This is a genomic window from Streptomyces sp. GSL17-111, from assembly GCF_037911585.1.
Classification (GTDB): Bacteria; Actinomycetota; Actinomycetes; order Streptomycetales; family Streptomycetaceae; genus Streptomyces.
The window spans coordinates 3161620-3181511 of record NZ_JBAJNS010000001.1 but is presented as its reverse complement, the minus strand read 5'-3'; the positions used below and the strand labels follow the sequence as shown (position 1 = coordinate 3181511).

The following is a 19892-nucleotide window of genomic DNA, read 5'->3' as shown; positions in this document are numbered from 1 at the left end:
GGACGTCACGGGTAGGTGCGGCCCAGGCGGTGGTAGCGGCGGTGGGCGCGGTGCCGGCCGAGCCACTGGGCGGCCAGGACACCGGGGACGATGAGGCTCAGTCCGACGCAGATCGACGCGGCCTCGACGAGCGTGCCCGCCGTGTCGTAGGCCAGGCCGCTGTCGGCGTGCACGGTGTCCCCGGCCGTGAGGCCGTGGCCGCGCACGACGCGTCCGTGGCCGGTGCCGCCGTCGGGGAAGCGCCAGGAGGCGGAGCAGTCCGCCGCCGTGAGGGAGGGCGGCTCGGCGGGGCAGCCGTGGACCTGCGTGACGACCGCTTCGCGCGCGCCGGGCACCCGCAACGGCGCCCACTCGAAGAGGGTGTGGACGGCCAGGGTGACCAGGGCGCCGAAGAGCACCATGGTCAGGACGTACAACCCCCTGCGGGGTGCCCTGAGCGGCACCACCACCGGTTCCCCGGCGGCGTCCTCGGCCCCCGACCGCTGCACCGTGCCGTCCGTCATGCCCCGCCCTTCCGGCCCGCCACCCCCGGTGCTCCACGCTAGGAAGTCGGCGGACCGCTCACAAGACGGCCTCCACCCGGTGCGGGTGGGCCCGGTCGTCAGCCGCGTGGTGTTCCGTCCTCGCCGGGCGGCTCCGACGGTGCGGGGGGCGCAGCCGGTGCGGGGGGTTCGACGGGGCCACGGCGTACGGCACCCGGCGCGGCCCAGCGCTCGCGGCGGCGGGCGCGCTGCTTGGCCGCCTCAGAGGACTCCAGTTGGTACGGCACCGAGGTGACCATGACCCCGGGCGTGAACAGCAGTCGGCCCTTGAGCCGCAAGGCGCTCTGGTTGTGCAGGAGTTGCTCGTACCAGTGGCCCACGACGTACTCGGGGATGTAGACGCTGACCGCGTCGCGCGGGCTCTCCCGCCGGATGCTCCGGACGTGGTCGACGACGGGCCGGGTGATCTCGCGGTAGGGCGAGTCGAGGATCTTCAGCGGGATCTCGATGCCGCGCCGTTCCCACTCGGCCCGCAACTCCCGCGTCTCCTGCGGGTCGACGTCGACGGTCAGCGCCTCCACGTGGCCCGAGCGCAGCAACCGGGCGTAGGCGAGGGCGCGCAGGGTGGGCCGGTGCAGCCGGGAGACGAGGACGACGGAGTGCACGCGGGACGGGAGGTTCGCCTCGTCGCCCGGCTCCTCGGGGGCGGCGATCTCCGCCGCGACGCGGTCGTAGTGCCGCCGGACCGCCGTCATCAGCAGGAAGAAGAGGGCCATGCCCAGCAGGGCGACCCAGGCGCCGTGGGTGAACTTGGAGACGAGCACGACGAGGAGGACGAGGCCGGTGAAGCAGGCCCCGAAGGCGTTGACGGCGCGGGAGCGGAGCATGCGGCGCCGGGCGGCCGGGGAGGTCTCCGTCGCCAGGTGACGGTTCCAGTGGCGCACCATGCCGGTCTGGCTGAGGGTGAAGGAGACGAAGACGCCGACGATGTAGAGCTGGATCAGCTGCGTCGTGTCGGCGCCGTAGATCCAGACCAGCAGTGCGGCGGCCGTCGCCAGGAGCACGATGCCGTTGGAGAACGCGAGCCGGTCGCCCCGGGTGTGCAACTGCCGCGGCAGGTAGCGGTCCTGGGCCAGGATCGAGCCGAGCAGCGGGAAGCCGTTGTAGGCGGTGCTGGCGGCGAGGAACAGGACGAGCGCGGTGGCGGCGGCGAGCAGCGTGAACATGAGCGTCGCGTCGCCGAAGACGGCGGCGGCGACCTGGGTGATCACCGGGTCCTGGACGTACTCGGCGCCGACGGGGGCGCCGTCCCGCAGCAGGTCGTGCGCCGGGTCCTCGGCCATCTTGACGTCCGTGGCCAGGGCCAGGCCGATGATGCCGCAGAACATGGTGACGGCCAGGGCGCCCATGAGGAGCAGGGTGGTGGCGGCGTTGCGGCTCTTGGGCCTGCGGAAGGCGGGCACGCCGTTGCTGATGGCCTCGACGCCGGTGAGGGCGGCGCAGCCGGAGGAGAAGGCCCGCAGCAGGAGGAGGACGAGGGCGAGCCCGGCGAGTCCGGTGTGCTCGGCGCGGATCTCCAACCCGGCCGTGGGGGCGCGCATCTCCTCGCCGAGGACGCCGGCCCGGTAGGCGCCCCAGGCGATCATGGCGAGGACGGCGGTGACGAAGACGTAGGTCGGTATCGCGAAGAGCTTCCCCGACTCCCGGACGCCGCGCAGGTTCATGACCGTGAGGAGCGCGATGACGCCGACGGCGCACAGCACCTTGTGCTCGACGACGAAGGGCACGGCCGAGCCGATGTTCTCCACCCCCGCCGAGATCGACACCGCGACGGTGAGGACGTAGTCGACGAGCAGGGCACTGGCCACCGTCAGCCCGGCCCGGGGGCCGAGGTTGGTGTGGGCGACCTCGTAGTCGCCGCCGCCGCTCGGGTAGGCGCGCACGTTCTGCCGGTAGGAGGCGACGACCGTCACCATCAGGACGACGACGGCCGCGGCGATCCAGGGGCTGTAACCGTAGGCGGCGACGCCGGCGATCGACAGCATGATCAGGACCTCGCCGGGCGCGTACGCCACGGACGAGAGCGGGTCCGAGGCGAAGACGGGCAGCGCGATCCGCTTGGGGATGAGCGTCTGGCCGAGTTGCGTGCTGCGGAGCGCCCGCCCGAGGAGTATGCGTTTCGGCAGGTCCGAGAGTTTCTGCACGCGCGCGATCGTATGCACGCGGAACGCTGCGGGCGCCGTCCGGCGGCGGATCTTGCCACAGCCTTAGCGGGTGCGGGGATACTGCGGCCATGGACACACGAGAGAGAGCGGGCACCCGCGGACGGGCCCGGGCGTCGTCCGCCGCCGGTCTGGTGCTCGCCCCGCCGGTCACCGTGGGGCGCCCGTGAACGCGCGCAGGCCACCGCTCGGCCAGTGGCTGGCCGGACGTCGCTGGGCGGTACCGGCCGTGGTCTGCGGGCTCGTCCTGGCCGCCCCCGTGCTCACCTGGTGGGCCGTCGGGGATCTGGGCGGCGACGGCGGGCCGGACGGCGGTACGCGGTTCGTCGAACCGCTCGTGCGGAGTTCGGCCGCCCAACACGCACTGGGCGCAGCGGCGTTGGTCGTGATGCTGCTCGCGCTGCTGCTGCGGGGCGCGGTGGTGCGGTGGCGCGGGTACGACCCGTGCTGGTGGAGCGTGGTCGGGCCGCTCCTGGTGGCCGGGCTGGTCTCGGGCGCCGCGTGGCGGGTGCTGACGGACGTGACCCTGGGCATCGACCTGGCGGTGGTCGGCGTCGTGTTCCTCGTCGGCCCGTTCGTGGGGCTGCTGGTGCTGTGGTCGGCGGGTCGCGCAGCCTGGATCGTCCGTCGACGCACCACCCGGCGCGAGGCCGCCTGAGGCCGGACGTGGTGAGGGGCCGGGCGTCGCGCACGACGCCCGGCGCGGCACCAACGGGCTCTTCGGCCGCCACGGACGTCCCGCCGACCGGGACGGGTCCGTGGCGCCGACCTCGTCACAGGCTTGCGCGTTGGTGCGGCGCCAGGGACTCCCCCGTCGCACGGCCACGTCCCCCGTGGTGTGCGTGGCCACGGGACCCATCATGTCGGGCCCGCGCGGAGAGCCGGGCCGATGAGAGGATGCGAGATCTCGCATTGCCGAAACACGCAGGGGACGGAAATGTGCCGAGAACAGGACGAACCGATCGTGGCCGAACCTGAGCCCCCCTGCGACAGGGGCCTGGCCGTGTACCGGGACGCGCTCACGCACGGCGCGGTCTCGGGCGAGATCCCCGGGTGCCTGCTGGACCTGCGGCTGCTGCGGCAGCGCGACGACCGGCCGGGGGTCTTCACCCCGGTGCCGCCGAGCCTGGCGTCGCACCGGCTGGCCCACCCCGTCGAGGAGGCGATCCAGGAGGGACGGCAACGGCTGGGCGTCCTGCGCGACGCCTTCGCGACCGTGCAGGGCTTATGGGACGAGGGGCTGCGGGAGAGCCTCGCCCCGGTGCGGCGGCTGGAGGGGCGGGAGGTGATCGTGGCGGCGGTCCGTCAGAAGGGGGAGGAGTGCCGCACGGAGTTCCGGTACGCGCAGCCGCAGGCGCCGCGCCCACCGGAACTGCTGCGTCGCAACCTGCCCCGCGTCCTCGGCCTGCTCGCCCGTGGCGTGCGGGTGCGGGCGCTGTACCAGCACTCGGTGCGCGCACATGAGCCGGTGGTGGAGTTCATGGCCGAAGTGCACGCGCACGGAGGGGAGTTCCGCACCCTGGACGAGCTGTTCGACCGGGTCTTCCTCTACGACCGGAGCTTCGCCCTCATCCCCGACCACAGCGCCGAACGCGGCGACCAGGCCCTGGCGATCGAACACCCGGGCGTCGTCGGCTTCGTCGCCGACGTCTTCGACCACGCCTGGCAGCGCGCGGAGCCCGTCGACTTCCACACGCCGCACGGCCGACCCGCGCCGCTGACGGACGAGAAGCGGCTGACCGTGCTGCGGCTGATGGTCGAGGGGCACACGGACGCGGCCATCGCCGCCCGGCTGGGCATGAGCACCCGGACCGTGGCCAACCACGTCCGGCGGGCTGCGGAGATGTTCGGCAGCCGCAGCCGGGCCCAGCTCGCCTACCTGCTCGCCCGCTCCGGCGAGCTCGACTGAGCCCGGCCCGCCCGACCCCGGCCCGACGGTTCGCGCCGGGCCGGGGCTAGGGGGTGAGCAGCCGGGGCCGGGCCTCCGGCAGCTTGGCCCACCAGTGGTCGTAGCGGCGGTAGGGGCGGGGATCGCGGTCGGCGAGCAGCGCCGCCAGGGCGCGGGCCTCCGCGGCGAGGGCGTCCCACTCCTCGGGCGGCAGGGGGTGGAAGGCCGTGGCCTCGATGCCGCCCTCGACCGGGCGCCACACCCCGGCGACGTGGCCGTCGACGAGCAGGGTGGGCAGCACGTCGCCGTTGCTGCGTATCACCAGGCGGCGGTAGGCGGGAGGAAGGACGCGGGCCCGGTCGGCGTAGGCGAGCAGGGTGCTGTCCCACATGGCCATGAGCCGGGGCGGGGCCGGGGTGTCGGCGGGCGGGCGCGGAGCTCCGGGGACGTCGAACAGGGTGGCGCCGTCGGGGCCTTCGAGCTGCTCGACGGCGTCGCCGAGGTCGCGCAGTGCCTGCCGGACGGCGGTGCGCCGCACGGTGGCGAACTGGGCGACGTCCGCCACGGAGGCCGGGCCGAAGCCGGTCAGGTAGCGCAGGGTGAGCGCCTCCAGCGCCCGCGCCGCCGCGTCCGGACCGACGTCGGCCCCGTCCGGCGCGGGGAGGGGCGCGGCCGGCGCCGCGACGTAGGACGGGCGGAAGCCGAACGACCACGGGCCGCCGGTGGGCGCGTGGTGCAGGGGCGCGTAGGCCCGTAGTCCCCACCAGGCCCCGGCCGTCTGCTCCGCGCCCAGCCGCTCCCCCAGCCATGCCTGCAACTCGGCGGAGGTCCGGGGGCGGTCGGCGAAGGCGAGCAGCTGCGGCACCAGCCGTTCGGCGTCGGCGGGGGTGAGCCCCGCGTCGGCGAAGCGGTCGCCCAGCCGCGCGGCGCGCAGCGTCGGCCGCATCGCCGCGCGGAACACCGGGTCGTCGTCGGCGTGGACGGCGTGCAGGGTGAGGCGCAGCAGGGTGGCCTTGACGACGGCGCGGTCGGTGAAGGCGGCGTCGACCTCGGCGAGCGACAGGTCGCTGACCCGGTTCCACAGCGCGAGGTACGGCGAGGCGGGCTGCTGGGCCTGGACGGCGACGATGCGGCGCACCGCGTCGGGGACGGCCAGCGCCTCACGTCGCAGCAGGAGTTGACGGTCGAGGGTGGCCCGGTTGAGCTCGCGCGCGGTGATCTTCACCAGCGGATTGTGTCCCGGCGGGTCCGTCACCGCCAGCGGTTTCGGGCTCAGTCGGGCTACGGACTCAGGCGGGCTCAGTCGGGCTCAGTCGGATTCGAGGTCGCCCTCCGCTTCGAGGAACGCGGCGCGCAGCGCCTCCAGGGTGTCCGCGTCCGGCTTGGCCCACAGCCCGCGCGACTCGGCCTCCAGCAGCCGCTCGGCGATGCCGTGCAGGGCCCAGGGGTTGGCCTCCTGGAGGAAGGCGCGGTTCTCGGGGTCCAGCACGTACGTCTGGGCCAGCTTGTCGTACATCCAGTCGGCGACGACGCCGGTGGTGGCGTCGTAGCCGAACAGGTAGTCGACGGTCGCGGCCAGTTCGAAGGCGCCCTTGTACCCGTGGCGGCGCATCGCCTCGATCCACTTGGGGTTGACGACGCGGGCGCGGAAGACGCGGGAGGTCTCCTCGACCAGGGTGCGGGTGCGGACCGTCTCGGGCCGCGTGGAGTCGCCGATGTACGCCTCGGGGGCGGTGCCCTTCAGCGCCCGGACCGTGGCGACCATGCCGCCGTGGTACTGGAAGTAGTCGTCGGAGTCGGCGATGTCGTGCTCGCGGGTGTCGGTGTTCTTCGCGGCGACCTCGATGCGCCGGTAGGCGGTCTCCATCTCCTCCCGTGCCGGACGGCCGTCCAGTCCCCGGCCGTAGGCGTAGCCGCCCCAGACGGTGTAGACCTCGGCGAGGTCGGCGTCGGTGCGCCAGTCGCGGGAGTCGATGAGCTGGAGCAGGCCCGCGCCGTAGGTGCCGGGGCGGGAGCCGAAGATCCGGGTGGTGGCACGGCGTTCGTCGCCGTGCTCGGCGAGGTCGGCCTGGGCGTGGGCGCGCACGTGGTTGCTCGTCGGCGGCTCCTCCAGGGCGGCCGCGAGCCGGACGGCGTCGTCGAGCAGCCCGACGACGTGCGGGAACGCGTCGCGGAAGAAGCCGGAGATGCGCAGGGTGACGTCGATGCGCGGGCGGCCCAGCTCCTCCAGCGGCACCGGCTCCAGGCCGGTGACGCGGCGGGAGGCGTCGTCCCACACGGGCCGGACGCCGAGGAGGGCCAGCGCCTCGGCGATGTCGTCGCCCGCCGTGCGCATGGCGCTGGTGCCCCACAGGGACAGGCCGACGGAGGTGGGCCACTCGCCGTTGTCGTCCCGGTAGCGATTGGCCAGCGACTCGGCGAGCGCCTGCCCGGTCTCCCAGGCGAGCCGGGAGGGGACGGCCTTGGGGTCGACGGAGTAGAAGTTCCGGCCGGTCGGCAGGACGTTGACCAGGCCGCGCAGGGGTGAGCCGGAGGGCCCGGCGGGGACGAAGCCACCGGCCAGGGCGTGCACGGCGTGGTCCAGCTCGGCGGTGGTCCCGGCCAGCCGGGGCACGACCTCGCGGGCGGCGAACTCCAGGATGTCGGCGACCTGTTCGGGCTGTCCGGCGGCCACGGTGGGCACCGCCGCCAGGTCCCAGCCGGCGTCCTCCATGGCCTCCACGAGGGCGCGGGCGCGGGCCTCGACGGTGTCGGCGGCGACGCGGGTGGCCGCCGACTCGTCCAGGCCGAGTGCCTCCCGCAGCCCCGGCAGGGCGGTCGTGCCGCCCCAGATCTGCCGGGCGCGCAGGACGGCGAGGACGAGGTTGACGCGCTCGGGGCCGGTCGGGGCGCCGCCGAGGACGTGCAGGCCGTCGCGGATCTGGGCGTCCTTGACCTCACACAGCCAGCCGTCGACGTGCAGCAGGAAGTCGTCGAAGCCGTCGTCGTCGGGGCGCGCCTCCAGGCCGAGGTCGTGGTCGAGCCGGGCGGCCTGGATGAGCGTCCAGATCTGGGCGCGGATCGCGGGCAGCTTGGCCGGGTCCATGGCGGAGATCTGCGCGTACTCGTCCAGGAGCTGTTCGAGCCGCGCGATGTCGCCGTAGGAGTCGGCGCGGGCCATGGGCGGCACGAGGTGGTCGATGAGCGTGGCGTGGACGCGGCGCTTGGCCTGGGTGCCCTCGCCCGGGTCGTTGACGAGGAACGGGTAGATCAGCGGCAGGTCGCCGAGGGCGGCGTCGGGGCCGCAGGCGGCGGACAGCCCGGCGTTCTTGCCCGGCAGCCACTCCAGGTTGCCGTGCTTGCCGAGGTGGATCATGGCGTCGGCGCCGAAGCCGCCGTCCTCGGCGCGGCTCGCCATCCAGCGGTAGGCGGCGAGGTAGTGGTGCGAGGGCGGGAGGTCCGGGTCGTGGTAGATCGCGATGGGGTTCTCGCCGAAGCCGCGCGGCGGCTGGATGGCGATGAGCAGGTTCCCCCGGCGCAGGGCGGCGAGGACGATGTCGCCGTCCGGGTCGCCGTCGGCGGCGCGGCTGTGGTCGACGAACATCGTGCCCGGCGCCGGGCCCCAGTGCTCCTCGACGGCCTCGCGCAGCTCGGCGGGAAGGGTGGCGAACCAGCGGCGGTAGTCGGCGGCCGGGATGCGCACGGGGTTGCGGGCCAGTTGCTCCTCGGTGAGCCAGTCCTGGTCGTGGCCGCCGGCCTCGATGAGGGCGCGGATCAGCTCGTCGCCGTCGCCGGACTCCAGGCCGGGGATCTCCTCGGTGCCGAAGTCGTAGCCCTCGGAGCGCAGTCGGCGCAGCAACTCCACGGCGCTGGCCGGGGTGTCGAGGCCGACCGCGTTGCCGATGCGGGAGTGCTTGGTCGGGTAGGCGGAGAGCACGAGCGCGATGCGCTTCTCCGCCGCCGGGACGTGCCGCAGCCGGGCGTGCCGGACGGCGATCCCGGCGACGCGGGCGGCCCGTTCGGGGTCGGGGACGTAGGCGGGCAGGCCGTCGGCGTCGATCTCCTTGAAGGAGAAGGGGACGGTGATGAGACGGCCGTCGAACTCGGGCACGGCGATCTGCGTGGCCGCGTCCAGCGGGGAGACGCCCTCGTCGTTCTCCTCCCAGGCGGTGCGGGAGCCGGTGAGGCACAGCGCCTGGAGGACGGGGACGTCGAGCCGGGTGAGGGCGCCGGCGTCCCAGGACTCGTCGTCGCCGCCCGCCGAGGCCTCGGCGGGCTTGGTGCCACCGGCGGCGAGGACGGTGGTGACGACGGCGTCGGCCGCGCCCAGGGCCTCGATCAGCTCGGGCTCGGGCGCGCGGAGGGAGGCCACGTACAGCGGGAGGGGCCGGCCGCCGGCGTCCTCGATCGCCCCGCACAGGGCGTCGACGAAGGCGGTGTTGCCGCTCATGTGGTGGGCGCGGTAGTAGAGCACCGCGACGGTGGGCCCGGTCACGTCGGCGCGGGCCGTGCGCTCCAGCGGGCCCCAGGTCGGCGCGGCGGCGGGCGGGTCGAAGCCGTGGCCGGTGAGCAGCACCGTGTCGGACAGGAAGCGGGCGAGCTGGTCCAGGTTCTGCGGGCCGCCGTGCGCGAGGTAGGCGTGCGCCTCGGCGGCGATGCCGACGGGCACCGTGGAGGAGGCCATGAGCTGGGCGTCGGGGGCCTGTTCACCGCTGAGGACGACGACGGGCCGCCCCTCGGCGAGCAGCAGGTCCAGCCCCTCCTGCCAGGCCCGGACGCCGCCGAGCAGCCGGACGACGACGAGGTCGACGCCGTCGAGCAGTGCGGGCAGTTCGCCGAGGTCGAGGCGGGCCGGGTTGGCGTACCGGTAGGGGACCGGGCCGTCGGCCGCGCGGGCGCTGAGCAGATCGGTGTCGGACGTCGACAGGAGCAGGATCATGCGGCGTCTGGCCTTCCTCGGGGTGTCCGCGCCCCGGGCGGTGTCGGACGGCGGGAGTTCCTGGCTCACCCGGCCCGTGTGGCCGGATTCACAGTGGCGGGACCGCGCCGGATTCGCACCGGGCTTCCTCCCCTGTCGCCGTCTTCGGCGATGGCGGACCGGGCGGTCCGCCGAGGAGCATAGTAAGCGCCGCCGCAGGTCCCCGGGCAGGCCGTGGGCCCCGGGAGGGCCGACAACCGGTCGGTATGCTCCCCGGCATGTCCACGCCCCCCGCCCCGCCCCCGTCCCCGGACGGGCCCCCTCCCCCGGAGGGCGGTGACGCCTGCCCGGGTTCGTTGCGGCCGCACACGGCCGACGACGGCCTGCTGGTGCGCGTGCGGATACCGGGCGGCGTCCTCACGACGCGGCAGGCGCAGGTCGCGGCGGACGCGGCGGAGCGGCTCGGCGACGGCACGCTGCACCTCACCTCGCGCGGCAACGTCCAACTGCGCGGCCTGCGTTCGGACGGCGTCCGGGAGCTCGCCGGGCTTCTGACGGCGGCCGGACTGCTGCCGTCGGCCCGGCACGAACGGGTCCGCAACGTGGTGGCCTCACCGCTGTCCGGCCGGGACGGCCACGGCCACCGGGACGTGCGGCCGTGGCTGCGGGAGCTGGACGCACGACTGTGCGCGAGCAACGCCGCGTCGGAGCTCTCCGGACGTTTCCTCCTCGCCCTCGACGACGGCCGGGGCGACGTCCTCGCCCTCGGCGCCGATGTGACACTCCTCGCATCCCCGGCGGGCGACGCGGTGCTGTACGTCGCGGACACCGCCGCCGCCCGCGTCCCGGCCGCCGAGGCCCCCCGGGCCGCCCTGCTGGCCGCCGAGACGTTCCTCACCGCCGCCCGGGAGTGCGGCACCCGCACCTGGCGGGTCACCGAACTGCCCGGCGGGCCAGGCGCGCTGGCCCGCGCCCTGCCGCAGCGACTGCGCGACGCCGGTGTGACCGCCGCGCCCCCGCCCGCACCCCGCACGGCGCCCCCGGCCGCACCGCCCGCCGCGCCGCCCGACCCCGGCATCCTCGCCGGTGCCGCCCCGGACCGGCCGGTCACCCTCTCCGTCCACGCCCCCTTCGGCGCGCTGAGCACCGCACAGTGGCGGGCCCTGACCGACGCCGCCCGGCTCGGCGACGCGGACGAACTGACCCTCACCCCCTGGCGCGGCGTCCTCGTGCCCGGCCTGTCCCGCCCGCGCGCCGAGGAGGCCGCCGCCCACCTCGCGGCGGCCGGGCTGGTGACGGACCCGGCCTCGCCGTGGCCCGGGGTCGGCGCCTGCGTCGGCCGACCCGGCTGCGCCAAGGCGCTGGCCGACGTCCGCGCCGACGCGGCCGCCGCCCTGCCCGCCGCAGGGGCCGCACCCGTCGCCGGAGCCGGAACGTTGCCGGTGTACTGGTCGGGCTGCGCGCGCCGGTGCGGTCACCCGCGCGGCGAGCACGTCGACGTGCTGGCGACGGGCGACGGCTACCGCGTCACCGCCCCCGACGGCCACACCGTCCATCTGCCCGCCCCCGCCTCCGGCGGCACCCCACCGCCCGACCGGACGGCCGCCGCCCTCGCGGCGGCCCGAGCCGCCACCCGAGCCGCCACCCGAGCCACCGGCGGTTCCGCGACGAGAACCGCCACGAGATGAGCGAGAACACCGTGTTCGACTACGAGAAGGACGGCGCCGAGATCTACCGGCAGTCCTTTGCCACCATCCGCGCCGAGGCGGACCTCGCGGCCCTGCCCGCCGACGTCAGCCGCGTCGCGGTGCGGATGATCCACGCCTGCGGCATGGTCGACCTCGTCCGGGACCTCGCCTACAGCACCGACGCGGTGGCCGCCGCCCGCGCCGCACTGCGCGCCGGGGCGCCGATCCTGTGCGACGCGCGGATGGTGGCCAGCGGCGTCACCCGCAAGCGGCTGCCCGCCGACAACGAGGTCGTCTGCACGCTGTCCGACCCGGCCGTCCCGGAGCTGGCGGCACAGCTCGGCACGACGCGCAGCGCCGCCGCCCTGGAGCTGTGGCGCGACCGGCTGGAGGGCGCCGTCGTCGCCGTCGGCAACGCGCCCACCGCGCTGTTCCGGCTGCTGGAGATGATCGAGGAGGGCGCACCGCGCCCGGCGGCCGTCATCGGGGTGCCCGTGGGGTTCATCGGCGCCGCCGAGTCCAAGGAGGCGCTGGCCGGGCACGCCTCCCGGCTGCCGTACCTGATCGTGCGCGGACGTCGGGGCGGCAGCGCCATGGCCGCCGCCGCGCTCAACGCCGTCGCGAGCGAGGAAGAGTAGGGCAGTGAGCGAGAACGAGCGCCACGAACGCGGGCACGCACACGGAACCGAGCACGGGACCGAGCACGGGCACGCGCACCAGGACACCCGGGGGCGGCTCTACGGCGTCGGGCTCGGCCCCGGCGACCCCGCCCTGATGACCGTGCGGGCCGTGCAGGTCATCGCCGAGGCCGACGTGATCGCCTATCACAGCGCCCGGCACGGCCGGTCCATCGCCCGCTCCATCGCCGCCGAGCACCTGCGCCCCGACCACATCGAGGAGGCGCTGGTCTACCCCGTCACCACGGAGACCACCGACCATCCCGGCGGCTACCGGGGCGCGATCGACGAGTTCTACGAGCAGGCCGCCGCCCGCCTGGCGGCCCATCTCGACGCGGGCCGCACCGTGGCCGTCCTCGCCGAGGGCGACCCGCTGTTCTACGGCTCCTACATGCACATGCACAAGCGGCTCGCCGACCGCTACCCGACGGAGGTCATCCCCGGCGTGACGTCGGTGAGCGCCGCCGCCGCCCGGCTCGGCACCCCCCTCGCGGAGGCCGAGGAGGTGCTGACGATTCTTCCCGGCACCCTGCCCGAGGAGGAGCTGACCGCCCGCCTGGCCGGGACGGACGCCGCAGTCGTCATGAAGCTCGGCCGCACCTTTCCCACCGTCCGCCGCGCCTTCGAGCGCTCCGGGCGGCTCCCGGAGGCGCACTTCGTCGAGCGCGCGACGATGGCCGGGGAGCGGACGGCGGCCCTGGCCGACGTCGACGCCGACAGCGTCCCGTACTTCTCGCTGGCCGTGCTGCCCAGCCGCATCGGCAACCCGCAGCCGCCGGTGGAGTCCGGCGGGGTCGTCGTCGTCGGCACCGGACCGGCCGGCCCGCTGTGGCTGACCCCGGAGACACGGGGCGCGCTCGCCGCCGCCACCGACCTCGTCGGCTACACCACCTACCTGGACCGGGTGCCCGTGCGGCCCGGCCAGCGGCGGCACGGCTCCGACAACAAGGTGGAGGCGGAGCGCGCCGAGTTCGCGCTGGACCTGGCGCTGCGCGGCCACCGCGTCGCCGTCGTCTCCGGCGGGGACCCCGGCGTCTTCGCCATGGCCACCGCCGTCCTGGAGGCCGCCTCCCAGGCGGAGTACGCGGACGTCCCCGTGCGCGTCCTGCCCGGCGTGACGGCCGCCAACGCCGCCGCCGCCCGCGCCGGTGCGCCCCTCGGCCACGACTACGCCGCCCTCTCCCTCTCCGACCGGCTCAAGCCCTGGGAGGTCATCGCGGAACGGCTGCACGCCGCCGCCTCCGCCGACCTCGTGCTCGCGCTCTACAACCCCGGCTCGCGCAGCCGCACCTGGCAGGTCGGCAAGGCCCGCGAGCTGCTGCTGGAACACCGCGCCCCCGACACCCCCGTCGTCCTGGCCCGGGACATCGGCGGCCCGGAGGAGAGCGTCCGCGTCGTGCGGCTGGCCGACCTCGATCCGGCCGCCGTGGACATGCGCACGCTCCTGATCGTCGGCTCCTCCCAGACCCGCACCGTGCGGCGCGGGGACGGCGGCGAGGAGGTCGTCTGGACGCCGCGCCGCTACCCGGAGGAGTGAATCCGCGCCAGCCACGCGACGGCGGCCTCCGGGCCCTGCGCCACCGGCACGCCCTGCGGCACCGGCGGCCTGCGCACCACGACGACGGGCAGCCCCAGCTCCCGGGCGGCGGCCAGCTTCGGCGCGGTCGCCGCCCCGCCGCTGTCCTTCGTCACCAGGACGTCGACGCGGTGGCGGCGCATCAACTCCCGCTCCCCGTCGAGCGTGTACGGGCCCCGGTCCAGCAGCACCTCCGAGCGCGGCGGGAGCGGCGGCTCGGGCGGGTCCACGCACCGCACCAGGAACCACGGCTCCGCGCACCCGGCGAACGCGGCCAGCCCCATGCGTCCCGTGGTGAGGAACACCCGGCTCCCCAACACCGGCACCGTGCGGGCGGCCTGCTCCAGCGACTCGACGCCGTGCCAGTCGTCCCCCTCGACCGCCACCCAGCCGGGACGGCGCACCGCCAGCAGGGGAACATGGGTGAGGGCGGCGGCCTCCGCCGCGTGGAAACTGATCGTCCGGGCGAAGGGATGAGTGGCGTCGATGAGCGCGTCAACGTGGTGCTCGCGCAGCCAGTCCGCAAGGCCGTCCACCCCGCCGAACCCGCCGAGACGGACCTCGCCCGGCGGCCGCCTCGGCCGCTCCACCCGCCCGGCCAGCGAGGACGTCACCCGCACGCCGGGCACCGCCCCGGCGACCAGCGTCTCCGCGAGCCGGCGGGCCTCCGTCGTCCCGCCGAGGATGAGCACGTGCATCAGGACCGTCCATGAGTGAGGCGAGCGGGGGGCGCGAGGCCCAACTCAAGCACACCGGCCTACGGCCCGGGTGGACGACCGGCGCCTGCGCCACGGCCGCCACCACCGCCGCCTACACCGCCCTCCTCACCGGCGACTTCCCCGACCCGGTGACCATCACCCTCCCCAAGGGCCAGACGCCCGCCTTCGCGCTCGCGCTGGAGGCCCTCGGGGACGGCAGCGCCACCGTCGGCGTCGTCAAGGACGCGGGCGACGACCCCGACGTCACCCACGGCGCCCTCGTCCGCGCCACCGTGCGGCCCCTGCCCGCCGGTGCGGGCGTCGTCTTCCGCGCCGGGCCCGGCGTCGGCACCGTCACCCTGCCGGGGCTGCCGCTGGACGTCGGCGAACCGGCCGTCAACCCCGTGCCGCGCCGCATGATGCGCGAGCACGTCGCGCTCGTCGCCGACCGCCACGGCGGAACCGGCGACGTGGAGATCACCCTTTCCATCGACAACGGCGAGGAGATCGCCCGCTCCACCTGGAACGGCCGGCTCGGCATCCTCGGCGGCCTGTCGATCCTCGGCACCACCGGGATCGTCGTCCCCTACTCCTGCTCCGCCTGGATCGACTCCATCCGGCGCGGCGTCGACGTCGCCCGCGCCGCGGGCCGCACCCACGTCGCGGGCTGCACCGGCTCGACGTCCGAGAAGACCGTCGTCGCCGAGTACGGCCTGCCCGGCGACGCCCTGCTGGACATGGGCGACTTCGCGGGCGCCGTCCTCAAGTACGTCCGCCGCCACCCCGTGCCCCGGCTCACCCTCTGCGGCGGCTTCGCCAAACTCTCCAAGCTCGCCGCGGGCCACCTGGACCTCCACTCCGGCCGCTCGCAGGTCGACAAGGGCTTCCTCGCCGACCTCGCCCGCCGGGGCGGCGCGTCCCCGGAGCTGGCCGAGGCCGTCGCCACCGCCAACACCGGCCTCGCCGCCCTCCAACTCTGCACCGCCGCCGGTGTCCCCCTCGGCGACCTCGTCGCCGCCGAGGCCCGCGACCAGGCCCTCGCCGTCCTGCGCGGCGCCCCGGTCACCGTCGACGTCCTGTGCGTCGACCGCGCCGGCACCATCGTCGGCCGCACCCCCGACTGACCCCCGCGCCGCGCCGGGCCCTCCGCGCTCCCCCGCGCCCCGCCCGTGCGCCCGTGCCTCCGCCGAGTCCTCTTGCCGGACGCGATCCGCACTGCCACGGTGTCGCCCATGGATTCCTCACAGTTCGACGGATTAGTCCGGAAGGGACCGGTGGACACCCTTCCGATCCCGGACGCGGCGCGGCAGCTCGAAGCCGTCGCCCGCTACGTCACCCAGGCCCAGGAGGACCTGACCGAGCGGGAGAAGGACGGCGACTCGCCCGCGCTCGACCCCGAGCAGGCCCTCTCCTTCGCCCAGACGGCCAGAGCGATCTCGCTGACGGACGCCCACGGCGACACCGTCGCCGTCGTGGTCTCCCCCGCCGTGCTCGCCGTGCTGGAGGACGCCCTCGGCCTGCTCCAGGGGCGGCTGGACGAGGAGCAGGGCACAGCGGCCCCCCTGACCACCGACGAGCTGCGCGACCAGCTCGACGGACGGATGTCCTCGTGAGCACCCGCGTGGAGTGGGAGCGCACCGCGCGGAACGCCCTCAACCGGTACGCGAAAGACGATCAGGCCGGCGTGGACCAGGTCCTCGACAGCGTCGACCTCCTCGCCCGGGACCCCCAGCCCTCCGGTGCTCTGGACTGCGGAGGGGGCAAGTACCGCATACACGTCGGCCGTTACCGCGTCTGGTACACGATCAAGCAGCAGAAGCCCGTCGTCATCGCCGTCGACGTGGTCGGGCGCGTGCGCTGACCGCCACGCGGCGCGGAGACGGCCTGAGAGCGGCCTGCCTGGCGGCGGTCAGTCGGCGCAGCGGTCGCGGTCGGCGGAGTAGAGGTGGCTGTCGCGGAACTGGGTGGCCGCGAGCGTCCGGCCGACGATGATCACGGCCGTCCGCACGATCCCCGCGTCCCGCACCTGCTCCGCGATGTCGGCGAGCGTGCCGCGCAGGACGAGCTCGTCGGGCCGGCTGGCCATCGCGACGACGGCCGCCGGGCAGTCCGCGCCGTAGTGCGGCGTCAGCTCCGCGACGACCCGGTCCGCGTAGCGCGCGGCCAGGTGCAGGACGAGCAGGGCCCCGCTGCGTCCCAGCGTCGCCAGGTCCTCGCGCTCCGGCATCGCCGTGGCCTGCTGGGCGACGCGGGTGAGGATCACCGTCTGGCCGACCGTCGGCACGGTCAGCTCCCGCTTCAGCGCGGCGGCCGCCGCCGCGAACGCCGGGACGCCCGGCACCACCTCGTACGGCACCCCGGCCGCGTCCAGCCGCCGCATCTGCTCGGCGACCGCGCTGAACACCGACGGGTCGCCCGAGTGCAGCCGCGCGACGTCCAGCCCCTCCGCGTGGGCCCGGACCAGCTCGGCGGTGATCTCGTCCAGGTTCAGCCGCGCGGTGTCCACCAGACGGGCCCCCGGCGGGCACTCGGCCAGCAGCTCCGGCGGCACCAGGCTGCCCGCGTACAGGCAGACCCGGCACGCGGCGAGCGTCCGCGCACCGCGCAGGGTGATGAGGTCGGCGGCGCCGGGCCCGGCGCCGATGAAGTACACGGTCATGCGGGGAGGTCTCCTGACGGGCGAGGGGGCTTGACGACGGCCCACTGGGTGACGGGCATGGCCTGCCGCCAGCCGGTGAAGCCGCCGACGGGCACGGCGTGGGCGACGGCCAGCCGGACGAGGTCGCCGCCGTGCCGCCGGTACCGCTCGGCGAGCAGCGCCTCGGACTCCAGCGTCACGGTGTTGGCGACCAGCCGGCCGCCCGCCGGGAGGGCGTCCCAGCAGGCGTCGAGCAGCCCCGGCGTCGTGAGCCCGCCGCCGACGAAGACGGCGTCCGGCACCGGCAGTCCGGCCAGCGCCCCCGGCGCCGTCCCCCGGACGACGCGCAGCCCGGGCACGCCGAGTCGTTCCGCGTTCCGGGCCATGCGGCCGGCCCGCTCCGCGTCCCGTTCCACCGCCACCGCGCGGCACGACGGGTGAGTCCGCATCCACTCGACGCCGATCGAGCCGGACCCCCCGCCCACGTCCCACAGCAGCTCTCCCGGCGCCGGGGCGAGGGCGCCCAGCGTGGCGGCCCGCACGTGCCGCTTGGTGAGCTGGCCGTCGCTCTCGTACGCCTCGTCCGGCAGCCCGGGGACGGCGCCGAGCCGGGGGGTCACGCCGTCCCACCGGCACTCCACGCCCACGACGTTCAGCGCGTCGCCGGCCGGGTGCGGCCACGCCTGTGCCGTCCCCTCCACGCGGCGCTCCTCCGCGCCGCCCAGCCGCTCCAGGACGTACATCCGGCTGGGCCCGAAGCCCCGGTCCCGCAGCAGCTCCGCCACCTCGGCGGGCGTCCCCGCGCCGGCGCTGAGCACGAGCACCCGGCGGCCGTCGTGCAGCGCGGCCGCCAGCCGCGCCACCGGCCGTCCGACAGCGGTGACGACCTCCGTGTCCTCCACCGGCCACCCCAGCCGGGCGCACGCGTGGGCGACGGACGAGGGGTGCGGCAGCACCCGCAGCCGCTCCGCGCCCAGTTCCTCGGTCAGCGCCCGCCCGATGCCGTAGAAAAGGGGATCCCCGCTGGCCAGCACGGCGACGCGGCGGTCCGCGTGTGCGGCGAGCACCCCCGTCACGGCGGGTCGCAGCGGCGAGGGCCACGCGACGCGCTCCGCCCCGCACTCCGCCGGCAGCAGCCCGAGCTGCCGCGCGCCGCCGACGACGACCTCGGCCTCGCGCAGCGCGGCCCGCGCCGCGCCGGTCAGCCCGTCCCATCCGTCGGCCCCGATCCCCACGACCGTCACCCCGGACGGTGCCGGACGTGCGGGGAGTGCGCTGCTCACAGCCGTTGCCTTCGGTCTCGGATCGGGGACCCCCGCACTCTACTGACCCCCCACCCGCACCCCGACGACCAGGTCGTTCAGCACCCCCCGAGCCCGGTGGACGTCCGGCGTCAGGCGGGGTGGGTGGGGGTGCGTTCGGCGGTGTTGCGGACGACGCAGAACTCGTTGCCCTCCGGATCGTGGAGGACGGCCCAGCCGGAGCCGTCGGTGCGACGGCGGTCGTCGGCGAGGGTGGCGCCGAGGGTCAGGACGCGTGTGATCTCGGCGTCGCGCGTCGAGCCTGCGGCGGCCTCGATGTCCAGGTGGAGGCGGTTCTTGACCGTCTTCCCCTCGGGGACGGTCAGGAACAGCAGCGTCGCCCCGTCGCACCTGACGGTCGCCTCGGGGTCGCCGGGGTGGTCGTCGTCGGCGAGGGTGCCGCCGAGGACCTCGGCCCAGAAGACGGCCAGCCGGTACGGGTCGCGGGAGTCGACGGTGACGGAGTGCACGCGAGAGGTCATGCGGACACTCTCACCGTCCCCGCGACGGCCTGTCCACGGGAATACGCGGACCTCAGTCCTTGAACTCCGCCGGGCCGCGGTCCATGCGGAAGACGCCGTCCGCGTAGAGGACCGGGCGGTTCTCGGAGTGGCGACGGCTGTACTTCTCGACCTGCGAGATGCGCACGCCCGAGGGGTCGGTGAAGTCGACCAGGGCGATGGCCACCCAGTAGGCGTTGGCGTTCCTGGAGTAGAGCGGGACGGTGACCGTGGAGCCGCGCCCGTCGCTGACGACGGCCTTCGCGCCGAAGCTCCGGAAGCTGCCCACCCCGTTGCCCAGCGCGCTGTAGGCACAGATCAGCACGTAGCCCTGGGTGTCGGGGCGGCGGATGCGGACCGTCTCCTGGCCGGGCTCCTGGGCGTCGCCGTCCAACTGCAGGTGGGGCGGGTGGTCGAGGCCGCCGAGGTGGTTCCAGTAGACGGCGCCGTGGGCCGGGTCGTCGTGCACGGCGTCCTCGGCCGCGAGGCGCTCGTCGTCCGTCAGGCTCGGGCGGACCGCTGCGGCGGGGACGAACAGGGCGTACAGGTCGAGGTCGGCGGCACGACGGCCCCGGGTGCCGCCGTCCCACCGGAGCTCGGCGGTGACGAGGACGTTGGGGTCGCGCTTGTCTAGGCTGATGGTGGCCGCGCCCGCCTTGGTCAGCTCGACCTTGCCCAGCGGCACCGGCGCGGCAGGGGCGGCAGCGGCGGGCGGGGCGGCGGGGGCGGGGGCGGCGGGGCGCTCCTCGTCGTCCACGACGATGCCGAAGTCGGTCGCCAGGCCGGCCAGCCCGTTCGCGTACCCCTGCCCCAGCGCCCGGACCTTCCATCCGCCGTCGCGCCGGTAGAACTCGACGAGCAGCAGCACCGTCTCCCCCGCCGTCAGGGGCTGCGGGGCGAACGTGAGGCCGTCCGCTCCGCACTCCACGGTGACGCTCGGGGTGGAGGCGGCGTCGAAGACGGCGCCGGGCGCGTCGACGTCGACGCTTGCCACGCAGACGACGCTCCGCACGTCACCGGGGATGCGGGCGAGGTCGGCCTCCACGGTGCGTTCCCGCACCCGGACGCCGTCCTGTTCGGGGTGGTTGAAGAAGACGAGGTCCGTGTCGGCCCGGACCTTGCCGTCGGCGGTCAGCAGGACGGCGGACACGTCGACGGACGCCTCGGTGTGGACGTGAGCCGTCGCCCGGCTGCCGTTCAGCGCCCTGTTGCCGCCCTTGCCGAGGGTGTCGCTCACCACTGTCACGAACCGTGCTCCTCATGCCACTTGACCGGAAAGCCCCAGTCTGCCCGCGCCGCCGGACGGGCGGAAGGGCCAGGGCCGG

At 75.4% G+C, this 19892-nt stretch carries 17 protein-coding genes and 1 riboswitch; of the genes, 8 read left to right on the top strand and 9 right to left on the bottom strand.

Going from position 1 to position 19892, the window contains the following annotated elements:
* Positions 1 to 5 precede the first annotated feature (5 nt).
* Both V6D49_RS14195 and V6D49_RS14190 read right to left on the bottom strand, forming a co-directional pair.
* The gene (locus tag V6D49_RS14195) at positions 6 to 503 is read right to left on the bottom strand and encodes a hypothetical protein (protein ID WP_340560024.1); all 498 of its coding nucleotides are present in this window, start codon (positions 501 to 503) and stop codon (positions 6 to 8) included.
* A gap of 98 nt (positions 504 to 601) precedes the next feature.
* On the bottom strand, positions 602 to 2686 hold the full coding sequence (locus V6D49_RS14190) for an APC family permease (RefSeq protein ID WP_340560022.1): 2085 nt from the start codon (positions 2684 to 2686) through the stop codon (positions 602 to 604).
* A 184-nt stretch (positions 2687 to 2870) separates the two neighbouring features.
* Between V6D49_RS14190 and V6D49_RS14185 the strand changes: the two genes are divergently transcribed.
* Entirely contained in the window at positions 2871 to 3362 is a 492-nt protein-coding gene (locus V6D49_RS14185; protein ID WP_340560020.1) for a hypothetical protein, read from the top strand.
* Between the two features lie 306 nt (positions 3363 to 3668).
* Positions 3669 to 4613, top strand: coding sequence for a LuxR C-terminal-related transcriptional regulator (locus V6D49_RS14180; RefSeq protein ID WP_340560018.1), 945 nt, complete (start codon positions 3669 to 3671; stop codon positions 4611 to 4613).
* Positions 4614 to 4659: 46 nt separating this feature from the next.
* Here V6D49_RS14180 and V6D49_RS14175 read toward each other — a convergent pair whose 3' ends face one another.
* A complete protein-coding gene (locus V6D49_RS14175) occupies positions 4660 to 5817 on the bottom strand; it encodes a winged helix DNA-binding domain-containing protein (protein ID WP_340560016.1) in 1158 nt (385 codons plus the stop codon).
* A gap of 84 nt (positions 5818 to 5901) precedes the next feature.
* Positions 5902 to 9510, bottom strand: coding sequence for a cobaltochelatase subunit CobN (cobN, locus tag V6D49_RS14170; RefSeq protein ID WP_340564004.1), 3609 nt, complete (start codon positions 9508 to 9510; stop codon positions 5902 to 5904).
* A 54-nt stretch (positions 9511 to 9564) separates the two neighbouring features.
* Positions 9565 to 9661, bottom strand: a riboswitch (cobalamin riboswitch).
* 106 nt (positions 9662 to 9767) lie between these two features.
* On the opposite strand from cobN, the gene cobG reads away from it, so the two are divergent.
* From cobG to cobJ, 3 genes are all read left to right on the top strand, one after another.
* Complete coding sequence (gene cobG, locus V6D49_RS14165; RefSeq protein ID WP_340560015.1) at positions 9768 to 11177, top strand: precorrin-3B synthase; 1410 nt, start codon at positions 9768 to 9770, stop codon at positions 11175 to 11177.
* Positions 11178 to 11188: 11 nt separating this feature from the next.
* The gene (locus V6D49_RS14160) at positions 11189 to 11815 is read left to right on the top strand and encodes a precorrin-8X methylmutase (protein ID WP_340564001.1); all 627 of its coding nucleotides are present in this window, start codon (positions 11189 to 11191) and stop codon (positions 11813 to 11815) included.
* A gap of 136 nt (positions 11816 to 11951) precedes the next feature.
* Positions 11952 to 13391, top strand: coding sequence for a precorrin-3B C(17)-methyltransferase (gene cobJ / locus V6D49_RS14155; RefSeq protein ID WP_445330640.1), 1440 nt, complete (start codon positions 11952 to 11954; stop codon positions 13389 to 13391).
* Here cobJ and V6D49_RS14150 read toward each other — a convergent pair.
* On the bottom strand, positions 13376 to 14128 hold the full coding sequence (locus tag V6D49_RS14150; RefSeq protein ID WP_340560010.1) for a cobalt-precorrin-6A reductase: 753 nt from the start codon (positions 14126 to 14128) through the stop codon (positions 13376 to 13378). The genes cobJ and V6D49_RS14150 overlap by 16 nt on opposite strands.
* Positions 14129 to 14139: 11 nt before the next feature.
* On the opposite strand from V6D49_RS14150, the gene V6D49_RS14145 reads away from it, so the two are divergent.
* From V6D49_RS14145 to V6D49_RS14135, 3 genes are all read left to right on the top strand, one after another.
* Entirely contained in the window at positions 14140 to 15252 is a 1113-nt protein-coding gene (locus V6D49_RS14145; RefSeq protein WP_340560009.1) for a cobalt-precorrin-5B (C(1))-methyltransferase, read from the top strand.
* A gap of 108 nt (positions 15253 to 15360) precedes the next feature.
* Positions 15361 to 15741 (top strand): hypothetical protein, encoded by a 381-nt coding sequence (locus tag V6D49_RS14140; RefSeq protein ID WP_340560007.1) that lies wholly within the window; start codon positions 15361 to 15363, stop codon positions 15739 to 15741.
* Positions 15738 to 15989, top strand: coding sequence for a type II toxin-antitoxin system RelE family toxin (locus V6D49_RS14135; protein WP_340560006.1), 252 nt, complete (start codon positions 15738 to 15740; stop codon positions 15987 to 15989). The genes V6D49_RS14140 and V6D49_RS14135 overlap by 4 nt, the downstream gene beginning before the upstream one ends.
* Positions 15990 to 16037: 48 nt before the next feature.
* On the opposite strand, the gene cobM is transcribed toward V6D49_RS14135, so the two are convergent.
* The 4 genes from cobM to V6D49_RS14115 form a co-directional block, all read right to left on the bottom strand.
* Positions 16038 to 16787: a precorrin-4 C(11)-methyltransferase gene (gene cobM, locus V6D49_RS14130; RefSeq protein ID WP_340560004.1), complete on the bottom strand. Its 750-nt coding sequence runs from the start codon at positions 16785 to 16787 to the stop codon at positions 16038 to 16040.
* Complete coding sequence (gene cbiE, locus V6D49_RS14125; protein WP_340560003.1) at positions 16784 to 18049, bottom strand: precorrin-6y C5,15-methyltransferase (decarboxylating) subunit CbiE; 1266 nt, start codon at positions 18047 to 18049, stop codon at positions 16784 to 16786. The genes cobM and cbiE overlap by 4 nt, the downstream gene beginning before the upstream one ends.
* Positions 18050 to 18159: 110 nt before the next feature.
* On the bottom strand, positions 18160 to 18549 hold the full coding sequence (locus tag V6D49_RS14120) for a VOC family protein (RefSeq protein ID WP_340560001.1): 390 nt from the start codon (positions 18547 to 18549) through the stop codon (positions 18160 to 18162).
* Positions 18550 to 18601: 52 nt separating this feature from the next.
* A complete protein-coding gene (locus V6D49_RS14115) occupies positions 18602 to 19813 on the bottom strand; it encodes a TerD family protein (RefSeq protein ID WP_340559999.1) in 1212 nt (403 codons plus the stop codon).
* Positions 19814 to 19892: the final 79 nt, after the last annotated feature.

Bases quoted from the DNA above. Each gene is read 5' to 3' on its own strand.
- V6D49_RS14195 (WP_340560024.1), bottom strand. From the start codon at position 503: ATGACGGACGGCACGGTGCAGCGGTCGGGGGCCGAGGACGCCGCCGGG.
- cobN (WP_340564004.1), bottom strand. From the start codon at position 9,510: ATGATCCTGCTCCTGTCGACGTCCGACACCGATCTGCTCAGCGCCCGC.
- cobG (WP_340560015.1), top strand. From the start codon at position 9,768: ATGTCCACGCCCCCCGCCCCGCCCCCGTCCCCGGACGGGCCCCCTCCC.
- cobJ (WP_445330640.1), top strand. From the start codon at position 11,952: ATGACCGTGCGGGCCGTGCAGGTCATCGCCGAGGCCGACGTGATCGCC.
- V6D49_RS14150 (WP_340560010.1), bottom strand. From the start codon at position 14,128: ATGCACGTGCTCATCCTCGGCGGGACGACGGAGGCCCGCCGGCTCGCG.
- V6D49_RS14145 (WP_340560009.1), top strand. From the start codon at position 14,140: ATGAGTGAGGCGAGCGGGGGGCGCGAGGCCCAACTCAAGCACACCGGC.
- V6D49_RS14140 (WP_340560007.1), top strand. From the start codon at position 15,361: ATGGATTCCTCACAGTTCGACGGATTAGTCCGGAAGGGACCGGTGGAC.
- cobM (WP_340560004.1), bottom strand. From the start codon at position 16,787: ATGACCGTGTACTTCATCGGCGCCGGGCCCGGCGCCGCCGACCTCATC.
- V6D49_RS14120 (WP_340560001.1), bottom strand. From the start codon at position 18,549: ATGACCTCTCGCGTGCACTCCGTCACCGTCGACTCCCGCGACCCGTAC.